Origin of the sequence: Brevibacterium epidermidis NBRC 14811 (genome assembly GCF_001570805.1) — a bacterium.
GTDB lineage: Bacteria > Actinomycetota > Actinomycetes > Actinomycetales > Brevibacteriaceae > Brevibacterium > Brevibacterium epidermidis.
On record NZ_BCSJ01000014.1, the window covers coordinates 73,358 to 86,631 of the forward strand.

Genomic DNA, 13,274 nt, shown 5'->3' on the forward strand with positions numbered 1-13,274 from the left:
GGCGCGATGATCACGGTAGGGACTCATATGTCTATTCTCTCAAATCAATCGGCGACTCGTGACATCTCGGCGGACGAATCAGTTTCATCGTCGAGATCGTCGTCGAGGGCGCCGTCGATCTCGGCGAGCACCTCGGTGTCTTCGGCGCCGAGTTCGGCGACATCGGCGTCTTCGGGCAGGTAGGGGGCGATGTCGGGCAGATCGTCGATCGCGTTCATGCCCATCGTGTCGAGGAACGTACGCGTGGTGGCATAGAGCAGCGCCGAGGTGGACGCCTCCTTGCCGGCTTCGACGATGAGTCCGCGCAGCAGCAGGGTGCGGATGACGCCGTCGACGCTGACTCCGCGGATGGCGGCGATGCGGGGCCGGGAGATCGGCTGCCGGTAGGCGATGACTGCGAGGGTCTCGAGGGCGGCTTGGGAGAGCTTCGCGCTCTGTCCGGCGGTGAGGAAGTCCTTGACGACTTCGTGATAGTCGCCGCGGGAGAAGATACGGAAGCCTCCGGCGACGTGGCGGATCTCGAACCCGCGCTGCCGCCGGTTCTCATCTCCGTCGTAGTCGGCTTTGAGGGTGCGGATGGCTTCGAGGACGGTGTCCTCGTCGAGGCCGAGGGAGCCGGCGAGGTCTTCGGCGGTCACAGCCGAATCGGTGATCATGAGCACGGCTTCGATGCCGGCGAGGATCTCGTCATCGATCATGAGTGTTCCCCTTCTTCGTCGCCGCTCCAGTCACCCTCGGTGCGCAGGTCGACTCCGTCTTCGTTCATCTCGGTCCGGTGGATGAGCAGCCGTCCCAATGGCTCGGGCTGGTCGAAGTCGCAGAGGCCGACCTTGAACAGCTCGAGCAGGGCGAGGAACCGCGCCACGACCACCAGAGTGTTCTCAGCCGATTCGAGCAGATCCTGGAAGTCGACGTCTCCGACCCGCAGCAGGGAGATGATGTGCCCGCGCTGCTCGGACACGCTGACCAGCGGCAGGTGGATGTGGTCGACGGCCACGCTCGGCGGGGTGTGATCGCGTTGGAGCACGGTGGCGAAGATTCCGGCCAGCTCACCCGGACCGATGTTGAGCTCCAACGGCGGCAGCACGTCTTGGAACTCCGGTTCGAGGTCGACGTCACGTGGAGCGCGGATCGACCCGGCGGCCATCGCCTCGGCCAGATAACCGGACACGGACTTGTACGCCTTGTACTGCAGCAGCCGGGCGAAGAGCAGATCGCGGGCCTCGAGCAGTTCGAGGTCGAGGACCTCTTCTCCCTCTTCGTGCGGCAGCAGCCGTGCGGTCTTGAGGTCGAGCAGGGTCGCCGCGACGAGGAGGAACTGGGAGATCTCGGCGAGATTCGCCTGATCCTTCAGTTCGGTGGTGTAGGCGATGAACTCATCGGTGACCTCGGCCAGGGCGATCTCCGTGACGTCGAGTCGACGCTTCGAGATCAGACCGAGCAGCAGGTCGAAAGGGCCGGTGAAGTTGTCCAACCGCACCTGGAATCCCTGCGCGACATCATCGCCGGAGACTACTTCGCTGCCGGAGGCAGAGCCCTCGCCGGAAGCGACTTCGGCATCCGCGGATGCTTCGCCGGAAACGACTTTCACATCACCAGCGACTGCATCGCCCGCAGCGGCCTCGGTTGAATCGGGGGCCGCTTCCTCCTCGTCGGTTACGGAGTCGCTCAGGGTGCGCCTCCGCGGGCGATGAGCTCCCTGGCCAGTCGACGGTAGGCCTCGGAGCCGGCGTGCTTCGGTGCGAAGCTCGTGATCGGTTCGGCCGCCACGGAGGCATCGGGGAACTTCACGGTGCGGTTGATGACGGTCTCGAATACCTTGTCACCGAAGGCTTCGGTGACCCGCGACATGACTTCCTTCGAGTGCAGCGTTCGCGAGTCGAACATCGTGGCGAGGATTCCGTCGACCTCGAGCGAGGGGTTGAGCCGGTCCTGGACCTTCTCGATCGTCTCGACGAGCAGGGCGACGCCGCGCAGTGCGAAGAACTCGGTCTCGAGCGGGATGACGACACCATGGGCGGCGGTCAGAGCGTTGACGGTGAGCAGACCCAGCGAGGGCTGGCAGTCGATGAGGATGACATCGTATTCGTCGGCGACCTTCGACAGGGCACGGGCGAGCACCTGCTCGCGGGCGACCTCGCCGACGAGCTGGACTTCGGCGGCGGAGAGGTCGATATTGGCCGGCAGGATGTCGATGTTGTCGAATTCCGTTTCGACGATGACCTCGTGCGGGTCCAGTCGCGGGTTCATCAGCAGATTGTAGATGCTGATATCGAGCTCATAGGGATTGAGTCCCAGTCCGACGGACAGTGCGCCCTGCGGGTCGAAGTCGACGAGCAGCATCTTGCGACCGTAGGCGGCCAGGGCAGCACCGAGGTTGATCGACGAGGTCGTCTTCCCGACCCCGCCCTTCTGGTTGACCATCGCGATGATGCGGGCGGGTCCGTGCGAATCCAGGGGTGCCGGCTCCGGGAAATCCTGGGGCTCGACTGCTGCGGTCCTCTGCTGGGGGATCTCCAACGCCTCTTGCGTATTCATCACTCGGATGGCCACCTTTCGTTGCTCTTCATACAACCCTACCGCGCCCGAGGGTGCGAGGTCGCGTACACTTCCCGCAGTGTCTCCTCGGAGACTTTCGTATAGATCTGCGTCGTCGTCACCGAGGCATGCCCGAGCAGCTCCTGGACGACGCGGATGTCCGCCCCGCCCTCGAGAAGATGCGTGGCGAATGAGTGCCGGAAGGTGTGCGGAGAGACCTGGGCGTCGATCTTGGCAGCCTCCCCGGCGTTCTTGACGATCTGCCACGCGGAGACCCGGGAGAGCCGGGTTCCGCGAGCGTTGAGGAACAGTGCCCCGGCCGGAGCCGAGGACTTCGCCTTCGCCGCCATCGACGGCCGCACTCGTGAGACCCACGCGCCCAGGGCTCGGGCCGCATGGGATCCGAAGGGCACGATCCGCTCCTTCCCGCCCTTGCCGTAGAGCCGGACGAGCCCGGAGTCGAGGTCGAGATCATCGAGGTCGACCCCCACGGCTTCGGAGATGCGGGCCCCCGTGGCGTAGAGGAGTTCGAGGAGGGCGGCGGCCCTGATCTGCACCGGCTCCTCCCCGTCCGTGGTCGCGATCATCGCTTCGATGTCGTCGAGCGCCAGGGCCTTGGGCAGGCGCAGTCCCTCCTGCGGCGGGCTGACCTCGGAGGCCGGATCCGTGGACGTGAGGTTCTCCCCGAGGGCGAAGGTGTGGAATCGTCGCACCGCGACGAGTGCGCGGGCACGACTCCGCGGTGCCAATCCCGAATCGAGCAGGTGGAGCGCATAGCTCTCCACCTTCTGTCGATCGACCTCGCCGAGGCGGCTCACCCCGTCCTCGGTCAGCCAGGTTCCGTACCGGGCGAGGTCACGGGCGTAGGCATCGATCGAGTTCATCGACAGTCCCCGTTCGAAACGCAGGGAGGACAGATAGGACGCAAAACCGCGACGCAGATCGTCAGGCAGATTCTCTGGCAGCAGTTCAGCACCGTGCCGGGCCACGGGTTATCAGTCCTCGCCCGTGCCGACCTGCGTGGACGGCGCATCCTCGCTCGTGCCGGTCGTCTCGACGCTCGCACCGCGACCGAAGTCGGGGCGGCCGTCGACGAGTCGCCTCGGCGCATCGACGGGACGGAACTTCACCCGTGCTCCCGACGCTTCTGCGCGCAGCACGCGGTCGACCTGGAAGATCGCGAGCTGAGCGATCGCGTTGGTGATCCGCCCATCGGCGACGGCATCGAGCGCCTCGGAGATATCAACCCAGGCAAAGCGGAACCCGGCCTCCTCCTCGCCGCGTTCGTGACGGTCGGCTTCGGGAACCTCAGTGAGACCGCGGGCGAGGTACAGACGCATCGTCTCGGAGCTGCCGCCTGGAGTCAGGCAGGAGTCGCTGAGGACGTCCCAGTGAACGGCGGTGAGGTCGGCCTCTTCGACGAGCTCCCTCTTCGCCGCTTCGAGCGGGTCCTCTCCGGGGATGTCGAGCAGGCCCGCCGGCACCTCCCACAGCCGGGCACGGACGGGGTGCCGGTACTGCTGGGCCAGCAGGATCCGCTTCTGATCGTCGACGACGGCGATTCCGACGGCACCGGTGTGCGCCATGAGGTCGCGGACGAGGCCGGTGGCCTCGGGCAGGTCGAAGGTCTCCTTGCGGATGTCCCATACGGCGCCTTCGTAGACGACCTTCGAAGAGGTGATCGGCGGGATCACCGGTTCGTCCTGCAGGATCTCATCGTGCGGTGTGTTCATCGGCTGCCTCCCGGATGTCGACGGTGGTGGAACGGCGAATGCCGCCGGCGCTGTGGCCGACGGCATTCACTGTGAGGTTGGACAACGGTCACTGACGCTCGAGCGCCGCGGCGACCAGGCCCGCGAACAGCGGGTGCGGAGAGGTCGGACGCGACTTCAGCTCGGGGTGCGCCTGAGTGGAGACGTAGAACGGGTGCGTATCACTCGGAAGTTCGACGAATTCGACGAGCTCACCGTTCGGTGAGGTTCCGGAGAACTCGAGCCCCGCCTCGGCGAGCTGGTCACGGTAGGTGTTGTTGACCTCGTAGCGGTGACGGTGACGTTCGCTGATCGTCGTGTCTCCGTACACGCCGGCCACAACGCTGCCTTCGGTGAGCTTCGCCTCGTAGGTGCCCAAGCGCATGGTGCCGCCCAGGTCGCCTTCGCCTTCGACGATCGAGAGCTGCTCGGCCATGGTCGCGATGACGGGGACCGTGGTCTCGGGGTCGAATTCGGACGACGAAGCCGCCTCGATGCCGGCGACATTGCGTGCGTATTCGATGACCATGCACTGCAGACCCAGGCACAGGCCCAGCGTCGGAATACCGTGGGTGCGTGTGTACTCGAGTGCGCCGAGCTTGCCTTCGATGCCGCGGATGCCGAATCCGCCGGGCACGCAGATCGCGTCGAGGCCGTTCAGCGCCGCTTCCGAGCCGGCTTCGGTGGAGCAGTCATCGGACTGGATCCACTTGATCGTGACCTTCGCGTCGTTGGCGAATCCGCCGTGGCGCAGCGCCTCGGTGACGGAGAGGTAGGCGTCGGGCAGGTCGATGTACTTGCCGACGATGCCGATGGTGACTTCCCGGGACGGGTTGTGCACGCGCTCGAGTACCCAGTCCCACTTCGTCCAGTCGACGTCGCGGAAGGGCAGGTTGAGGTTGCGGATGACGAACACGTCGAGGCCGCCGTCGTGGAGGACCTTAGGGATGTCGTAGATGCTCGGGGCGTCGACGCAGGACACGACAGCTTCGGTCTCCACGTCGCAGGCGCCGGCGATCTTCGCGCGGATCGAATCCGGCAGGGCGCGGTCGGAGCGGAGCACGATCGCATCGGGCTGGATGCCGATGGAGCGCAGCGTCGCCACCGAGTGCTGGGTCGGTTTCGTCTTCAGCTCTCCGGAGGGCCCGAGGTAGGGCACGAGGGAGACGTGGATGAAGAACACGTTGTCCCGGCCGATGTCGTGACGGACCTGGCGGGCCGCCTCGAGGAAGGGCTGGGATTCGATATCGCCGACGGTGCCACCGATCTCGGTGATGATGACATCGGGACGGTCCGCCTCGGGGCGTTCGGCCTGGGCACGCATGCGCGCCTTGATCTCATCGGTGATGTGCGGGATGACCTGGACGGTGTCGCCGAGGTACGCGCCGCGGCGTTCCTTCGCGATGACCGAGGAGTAGATCTGTCCGGTGGTCACATTCGCTGCGCCGTCGAGGTTGTTGTCGAGGAAGCGCTCGTAGTGGCCGATGTCGAGGTCAGTCTCTGCGCCGTCCTCGGTGACGAAGACCTCACCGTGCTGGAAGGGATTCATCGTGCCGGGATCCACATTGAGGTAGGGATCCAGCTTCTGCATTGCCACGGTGAGACCGCGCTGAGTGAGCAGATGGCCGAGGCTCGATGCCGTCAGACCCTTGCCCAACGAGGAGGCGACGCCTCCCGTGACGAAGATGTGCTTTGCCGTATGTGTGCCGCCTGGGCCAGTTCGATTCACCACGGGATTTGATTCTATCAAAGTCCGGCTCACGAATCCGAGACGGCGTCGACCTCGGCGTACAGATCGAGCAGCGTTTCGGAGATCGCCGCCCCGTTGCTCACGTCGATGACCCGCTTCTTTGCTGCCACAGCGGAAGTTCCGCGTCCGGCCGGATCGTCGAGAAGATGATTGATCTCACGCAGCAGAGCTTCCGTGTCGTCGGCGGGAACGGCCTTCGCGGCCTCTCCCCAGATGCCTGCACGACGTTCGCTGCCGATGAAGACTGCCGGCTTCGACAGCTGCATGAGGTCTTCGTGGGACAGACCGGTCATGGTTTCGCTGGCGATGACGACATCGGCGGCGGCCGCCACATCGACGAGGTCGCCGGCGGGCGCGACGAGGACTCCGCGGTCGGCGAATTCGCGGGAGATCGTCGAGCGGTCCTTGCCGGTGCCGGTGAGGGCGAAGACGACGTTGCGGTCGCGGCGGCGCTGGTTGATCTGGTCGGCGGCGTCGAGGACGGTCGCCAGGGCCGTGTGGTCGCGCAGGGCGATGGGGCTGGCAACCATCCAGGTGCCTTCGCCGATGCCGAGTTCGCGACGGACCTCGGCGCGCGGGGTGCGCACAGTGAGGTCGACGTCGATGTCCGGGTGGACGAGTTCGGCGCGTTCGACGACTGGGACGCGGCCGCCGTAGTAGTCGACGACGGGTTCGGTCGTGCCGAGCACTGCGGTGGCGGTGCGGCCGACGATCTCGGCTCCGGTCTTCTCGATGACGTTCGCGGAGTCGAAGGACTCGATGGTGGCGACGACCTTCGGGTGCAGGCGGGCGGGCAGACCAGTGAAGGCCAGGCCGGCGAGCGTCGCCGCGTGCAGTCCGTGTGCGTGGACGATGTCCACGTGCTGGTAGTACTTGTGAAGAGTGAAGGCGGTGTTCGGGTCGGCCATCGTGAAGCGCCTGCGTGCTGCGAGCTCGATCTCGCGGAATTCGCCGGCCAGTTCCTCGGGGACTCCGAAGGTGCCCAGCAGTGACCGGTGCGCGGCGACGGCGACCTTATAACCGGCTCGGAGGTGACCGAGCACGGCGAGCTTCGCCACTTCGACGACGGGACCGGTGGTCTCGGCGAGCACGTGCAGAATCCTTGTGTCTGCGCTCAGTGGGTTGACCTCGCCGGATTCGCTCATTTCCTCATCCTCTTCTTTCGTTCGACGCTGGTTCTAGCCTACCTGGGCAGACACGAGTTCCGTGTAAAGACCTGCGAGTTCTTCGGCAACTTCCCTCTCATCGGGAAGCTCGGCCCCGCGTGCCCGGGCCCGGGTCCCGAGTTCGGCGCGGCGGGCGGGATCGACGGCGAGTTCGGCCACGGCTTCAGCGAAGGCGGCATCGTCGTCAGGGTCGATGAGGATGCCGGCGTCGCCGACGAGTTCAGCGCTGCCGCCGGTGGCCGTGGCCACGATCGCCTTGCCGGAGATGAGTGCTTCTTGGAGCACCAGCGCACGAGCTTCCCACACGCTGGTGAGCGCATAGATGTCCGCGGCGGCCGCGAGTTCCGCGATGTCGTCGCGGGGTCCGAGGAAATGCAGGGCAGGGATCGCCGAGGCGGCTGCGGCGTCATCGTATTGAGCGCGGACTTCGGCGAGCACTTCGTCGTCGGCGGCACCGGCGATGAGCGCGACGATCTCGCTCGGCTGGTTCCCCTCGGTCTGCCGGTTTCCTTCGTTCTGCCGGTTCCCCTGGGCCTGTCGGTTTCCTTCGCCGAGGCGGGCGAGTGCGCGTACGAGCATCGGGTAGTTCTTCTGTTTGGCAACCCTCCCGACGGCGAGCACGATGAGTGCGCCGGGATCGAAGTCGAATTCCTCGGCCAGGTTCGCGCGGGTGGCGGCGGCCGCCTCGGCGGATACAGGTGTGACCTCGGGGGCGGCGGCAGGAAGAAAGCGAGCGGTCTGCGCGCCGAGTTCGCGAGCACGATCGACGAGGTCGGTGCTGGCGCCGAGGACGAGGTCGGTACCGCGGGCGAGCATCGTCTCGACGCGGGTTTCGACCCGGCCGCGCAGTCCCTGTCCGCTGGCTTGGTTGTGGAGGCTGAGGACGAATTTCGGTCGGCTCTTCAGCGTGCGCAGGGTCAGCAGGGTGATCAGCCCTGCCCGGAAGCCGTGGGCGTGGACGATCTGCGGGGCGAAGCTGCGCAGCAGTGTGCGCTGGCGGCGGATGAGAGCGGCGTCGGAGGCCCCGATTCCGGTGCCGAGTTCGAGGACGCCGAAGCGGACTCCGGGCAGCAGGGAGAACCCGAAGTGCTCGTCGGTGGCGGCCGGTCCGATGACTCCGATCTCGTGCCCGGCGGCGGCGAGGTCACGGGCGAGTGCGTGCACATGGGTGCCGACTCCCCCGGTCGAGGTGCCGATGGTGAAGACGATTCTCATGAGTCTTCCTCCCTGTCGGTGTCGCTGGAACCGTTGTCTGTGTCGCTGGGTCCGTTGTCTCTATTGTGCGTCTCTGCTGCGTGGACGGTCGTCTCGTCGTTGACACCTGCCCGGTTGCGGTCGGCCAACAGACTGCGGACTTCGCCGAGGAAACCGCGGTCGACGATGAGCACGATGAGGCCGAAGACCGCGCAGCCGATGAGGGCTGCCACGACTCCGGCGATGACCGCCGAGCTCGCGGAATTGTCGAAGAGTCCCCCGAACCACTGCGAGGTCACGACCCCGGCGGTGCCTGCGACGACGGCGGCCCCGAGAGCGAGCAGCGACCGACGTCCGACGAGGGCGAGTCCGGCGGGTCCGAGGACGCGGTGCATGTTCACGAGGAGGAACACTCCGGCCACTGTCATGCCCAGTACGTAGCCGCTGCAGATGCAGATGAGGGTCAGTCCCGCGTTGCCGTTCGCATTCGTCACGAGGATGGCCCCGACCATGCCGACGATGACGAGGATCCAGCCCGTCGTCGTGGCGGCGGCCGAGTGTCGGGAGCGTTCGAGCGCATAGAAGACGCGGGTGCCCCAGGCGACGAAGCACCAACCGGGCACGGCCAGGGCCATGACCATGATCGCCGGTGCCATCGAGTCGAAGGGAGCGGCGGATGTGTTTTCGGCGTCGATGGCGATGAAGAAGGTCTGCAGGGGGCCCGCAGCTGAGAGCAGGATGACGGCGCCGAGTCCGCCGACGGCGATGATGAGCGCCGTCGTCGTCGAGGTCACCGACCGCAAGCGTTTCCCGGCTTCCGCACGTCTGTGCTCGGTCGCCTCGGGGTCGGTGGATCGTCCCACCCAGGTCGATAGCGTCGGGAAGACCACGGTCGCCACGGTCACGGCGAGCACGGCGTAGGGCAGGAGGTAGACGGCGTTGATGTAGCTGAAGAGGACGAGCGTGCCGTCCCCGCCGATGTGGTTTGCCAGAGTCAGGGTCGCGAGCACAGCGGCCTGCTGGGCGAGCAGGGCCGACATTCCGGCACCGGCGAGGCGCAGCGCACGGTGGGCGACTCCGGGTGGGAAGGTGAAGGTGGGGCGCAGCTTCAAACCGGTCGAGGCCATCGGCAGGGCCAACGGCAGAGCGAGAGCTGCGACGCCGACGGTGGTGCCCCAGCCGAGCCAACCGAGGTGGGTCTGCCAGGTGTCGTCGCTGCCGCCGACTGTTTTGTAGGCGATATAACTGCCGATGACGACGAGGCTGGAGAGGAGCGGGGCGAAAGCCGGCCACAGGAACCTCCGGTGGGCCTGCAGCACCCCGGTGAGCACGGCGCCGATTCCGTAGAGGACGAGCTGCGGGGAGAACATGAGCAGCAGCTCTACGGTCGCCTGCACTCCCGCGTCACTGGTCTTCGTGTCGACGAGGATCCTCGCGATCTGCGGGGCGAAGACGGCCAGCAAGATCGACAGAGGCAGGGTGACGCTGATCGCCCAGGTCAGCAGGCCCGAGGCGATGCGTCCCGCGGTCTGCTTGTCCGATCTGGCCAGCGGCACCGCGAGCAGCGGGATGACCGCTCCGGCCAGGGCGCCGCCGGCGACGACCTCGAAGAGGATGTTCGGGACCTGGTTCGCGCTCTGGTAGGCGGTGCCGACGGTGCCGGCGCCGACGGTCGCCGAGAACACCAGCCAGCGCAAGAAGCCGACCAGTCGGGTCAGCAGGGTGATGATCGATACGAGCAGCGCCGTGGAGGCGAGGACTCGAACGAGCTTGTTCACACGACCTCGCGGCCGAAGGAGTCGATCTCCCTCAGGCCCGGTGTTGATTCGATGACGGAGGTGAAGGACACCTTCTCGCTGGCCAGGGTGAGTCCGGCGAGGACTGCGAGGATGAGGCGTCGCTGTGCCGGGGTGGCGGTTTCGGCGAGGATCACGCCGATCGCCGCGCCCAGGGCGTTGGCTCCGGTGTCTCCGAGCATGGCATCACCGGCCAGGTCATCGGGCCAGGCGGCGGCCGTGACTCCGGCGATCGCACCTGAGGGTGCCCAGGACACGCGGCGTTCGTGGTCGGTGAAGGCCAGCGTGAGTGCTCCGACCTTGAGTGCCCGGCCGGGACGCAGATCGAGGAGGTTGAACAGGTTGGCCGATCCGGCGATCACTCCCCCGGTGACGATGACATCCGCGGCGGCCGCGTACCAGGGCCGGTCGTCCTTATGGCTGATCCCGAAGATCCCAGTCGGGCGGGTGCGGCTGCGCAGGATCGCGGCGGCCGCGATCGACGCGAGCGGGATGCCGGTGATCTTCAACGTCCCGGTCGTGATCTCCCCGCGGGCCAGTGCGGACAGGTGGCCGCGCAGGCCTTTGGAGGACCCGGACTCACAGAAATCGTCGACAGCACCGAGGCCGCCCGCCGCGGCCGTGGCCAGCAGGGTCGCCGTCCGCTGACGGGGATCTTCGATGAGCAGGCTCCCGGCCAGCAGTCCCGCTGTGACGGCGGGGCCTTCGGCGAGTGAGACGTCGTGTCCTGCGTGGTTGGTGCGCACCACGCTCTCATGGGTGCGCAGCCGTGATCTGAGCACGGCCTTCGTCGCGGTGAAGCCGGCGAGTCCGGCCACGGCGGTGCTGACGATGGAGCGGATCATTTCTCGTCTCCGTTCTGCGTGTCATCGGAGGATGTGTCTTCGATCTTGCCCGGCAGGATGCTTTCGGCATCCTCGGCGAATCCGAAGTGCCCGTGTTTTCCGTCTTCTCCGGAGGCCAGTGCCCGCACGGTGATGACGGGGCCGGCACCGAGGCCGAGTCCGTCGACGGTGCTGGCGCGGGACTTCTCCGACCGCAGCACGTTGACGAGTCCGTTCTGTGCCGATCCGGCGTCACCGGCGACGACCACCGAGGTGGCTTCGGCGGTGAGTACGGTGACGAAGTCGGTGACGAGGGTGCGGGTGCCCTTGTCGTCGGAGGCCTGCGGACTGGGCTCGGTATCCTCGGCGAGGGTCGAGTTCTCATCGTCGATGACGATGAACAGCGAGGTCGTCTTGTGGTCCGAGTCGGTGCGCAGACGGTCGGCTTCGACGAAGGCGTCGTAGAGCTTCGCCGCCTGCTTCTCCGCATCCGCCTGGTCGTCCTCGTCCTCGAGCATCGAGGCGTCGCCGGTCAGGGCGATGACGAGGGCGGCGCGGATCGCGGTCGAGTCGTCCTTCGGCAGGTTCGGCACGAGGATCCGCAGCTTCTTGAGGAACTGATCGGAATCGTCGAGGCTGAGCGTGTTCGGCACGAACGAGACGTCGCCGGCGATGGTCCCATCGGCTTCCTTGACCCGGTTGCTCACCTCTTCGACCTGCTCGGAGTCCGCTTCGGGGGCGGCGATGATGCTCACTTCCTGCCCGTCGAGGGTGCCGCCGATGAGTTCCGGGGCGGAGGCGGTGACGAATTCGTTCTGCTTGTCGATATTGCCCTTGGCCGCGTCGAGATCCGAACGCAGGTTGTCGCGGTCAGAGCGCAGGGCGTCGACCTGGCTCTGCAGGGATTCGCCGATCGGCTCCTTCAGCGGTCCCGCACCGAGGACGATGCCGACGGCCAGCGCCAGGAACACCGAGACGAGGGAGACGAGGTGGTAGCGGAAATCAATCACGGGTCAGTCCTTGGATGAGGCCGGCGGAATCGGTCGATGCTGTGGGGTCGCCGCCGAAGAGTGAGCCGATCCAGCCGAAGAGGCCGTCGAGTTGGGCGCCGATGAGGCCGAGGAAGGTCTGTCCGGCCGAGGTCGCGGTCATCGCCACACCGAGGGCGACGAGGCCTGAGATGATGAGCACGGCCAGCTGCAGGCTGGAGATGCGCTGCCGGTAGAGCAGGGACACGCCCTTGGCGTCGATGAGCTTCGAGCCCACGCGCAGTCGGGTGATGAAGGTCGAGGCCATGCCCTTGCGGCCTTTGTCGAGGAACTCCATGACGGTGTCGTGGGTGCCGACGGCGACGATGAGTTCGGCGCCTTTGTCGTCGGCGAGCAGCATGGCGATGTCCTCGCTCGTGCCCGAGGCTGCGAAGGCCACGCATTCGACGCCGAGGGCTTCGACCCGTTCGGTGCCGGGTGCCGTGCCGTCACGGTAGGCGTGGACGACGATCTCGGCACCCGAGGTCAGAGCGGTGTCGGACACGGAGTCCATGTCCCCGACGATCATGTCCGGTCGGTATCCGGCTTCGATGATGGCGTCGGCTCCGCCGTCGACGCCGATGAGCAGCGGCCGGTATTCGCGGATGTAGGAGGCCAGCATCGCCAGGTCCTCCTTGTAGTGGTACCCGCGGACGACGATGAGCACATGCCGGTCGGTGAACTTCGTCTTCACCTCGGGCACGACGAGTTCGGCCGAGAGCAGATCGGAGTCCTTGCGGATGTATTCGATCGTGTTGTCGATGAAGTCGACGAGCACGGAGTTCATTCCGGCTTCGGCGGCGTGCATGTCCTCGGCGATCGTCTCGGCCGTCTGCAGGACTCCCGTGGCTACTTCGGTCTCGCCAGAGTAGATGGTGGCGCCTTCGATGGAGATCTCGGCGTTCTCGTCGACGGTGTCGAAGATCTCCGCTCCGGCGGCGTCGATGAGGGGGATGCCGGCGTCGACGATGATGCTCGGGCCGAGGTTCGGGTAGCGGCCGGAGATCGATTTGTCCGCGTTGATCACCGCGGCCGGCCGGCAGGCGACGAGGGCTTCGGCGGAGATGCGGTCGATATCGGAGTGTTTGATGACGGCGATATCGCCTGCTTGGAGGCGTTTCGTCAGATTCTTTGTGCGTCGGTCCAGACGGGCAGGGGCGGGACCGGACCGAGTCGGTGCGGTGAGGTTCTCACGGTGTCTGCGCACTTTCATGGTCCGCCCATTCT

The 13,274-nt window shown here is 66.4% G+C and carries 12 protein-coding genes; all 12 read right to left on the reverse strand.

Annotated features, from left to right (window positions below):
* Positions 1-44: 44 nt before the first annotated feature.
* The 12 genes from scpB to steA all read right to left on the reverse strand — a co-directional run bounded on the left by scpB (position 45) and on the right by steA (position 13,260).
* On the reverse strand, positions 45-698 hold the full coding sequence (scpB, locus tag BEP01S_RS11055) for an SMC-Scp complex subunit ScpB (protein WP_062243180.1): 654 nt from the start codon (positions 696-698) through the stop codon (positions 45-47).
* Complete coding sequence (locus BEP01S_RS11060) at positions 695-1,591, reverse strand: segregation and condensation protein A (RefSeq protein WP_244882200.1); 897 nt, start codon at positions 1,589-1,591, stop codon at positions 695-697. The genes scpB and BEP01S_RS11060 overlap by 4 nt, the downstream gene beginning before the upstream one ends.
* Positions 1,592-1,668: 77 nt before the next feature.
* Positions 1,669-2,538, reverse strand: coding sequence for a ParA family protein (locus BEP01S_RS11065; RefSeq protein ID WP_062243183.1), 870 nt, complete (start codon positions 2,536-2,538; stop codon positions 1,669-1,671).
* Positions 2,539-2,576: 38 nt separating this feature from the next.
* Complete coding sequence (gene xerD, locus BEP01S_RS11070; RefSeq protein ID WP_062243187.1) at positions 2,577-3,527, reverse strand: site-specific tyrosine recombinase XerD; 951 nt, start codon at positions 3,525-3,527, stop codon at positions 2,577-2,579.
* Positions 3,528-3,533: 6 nt separating this feature from the next.
* Entirely contained in the window at positions 3,534-4,271 is a 738-nt protein-coding gene (locus BEP01S_RS11075) for an NUDIX domain-containing protein (protein ID WP_083532667.1), read from the reverse strand.
* Between the two features lie 88 nt (positions 4,272-4,359).
* Positions 4,360-6,039: a CTP synthase gene (gene pyrG, locus BEP01S_RS11080; protein ID WP_062243190.1), complete on the reverse strand. Its 1,680-nt coding sequence runs from the start codon at positions 6,037-6,039 to the stop codon at positions 4,360-4,362.
* An 8-nt stretch (positions 6,040-6,047) separates the two neighbouring features.
* Complete coding sequence (locus tag BEP01S_RS11085) at positions 6,048-7,184, reverse strand: glycosyltransferase family protein (RefSeq protein ID WP_039208266.1); 1,137 nt, start codon at positions 7,182-7,184, stop codon at positions 6,048-6,050.
* A 33-nt stretch (positions 7,185-7,217) separates the two neighbouring features.
* The gene (locus tag BEP01S_RS11090; protein WP_062243193.1) at positions 7,218-8,420 is read right to left on the reverse strand and encodes a glycosyltransferase family 4 protein; all 1,203 of its coding nucleotides are present in this window, start codon (positions 8,418-8,420) and stop codon (positions 7,218-7,220) included.
* Positions 8,417-10,177 (reverse strand): murein biosynthesis integral membrane protein MurJ, encoded by a 1,761-nt coding sequence (murJ, locus tag BEP01S_RS11095; RefSeq protein ID WP_083532668.1) that lies wholly within the window; start codon positions 10,175-10,177, stop codon positions 8,417-8,419. The genes BEP01S_RS11090 and murJ overlap by 4 nt, the downstream gene beginning before the upstream one ends.
* On the reverse strand, positions 10,174-11,040 hold the full coding sequence (locus BEP01S_RS11100; RefSeq protein ID WP_062243195.1) for a hypothetical protein: 867 nt from the start codon (positions 11,038-11,040) through the stop codon (positions 10,174-10,176). Before BEP01S_RS11100 ends, murJ begins: the two co-directional genes overlap by 4 nt.
* Positions 11,037-12,029, reverse strand: a complete 993-nt coding sequence (locus BEP01S_RS11105) for a copper transporter (protein WP_062243198.1) — start codon at positions 12,027-12,029, stop codon at positions 11,037-11,039. The genes BEP01S_RS11100 and BEP01S_RS11105 overlap by 4 nt, the downstream gene beginning before the upstream one ends.
* Positions 12,022-13,260: a putative cytokinetic ring protein SteA gene (gene steA / locus BEP01S_RS11110; RefSeq protein WP_062243202.1), complete on the reverse strand. Its 1,239-nt coding sequence runs from the start codon at positions 13,258-13,260 to the stop codon at positions 12,022-12,024. The genes BEP01S_RS11105 and steA overlap by 8 nt, the downstream gene beginning before the upstream one ends.
* Between the last annotated feature and the right edge of the window lie 14 nt (positions 13,261-13,274).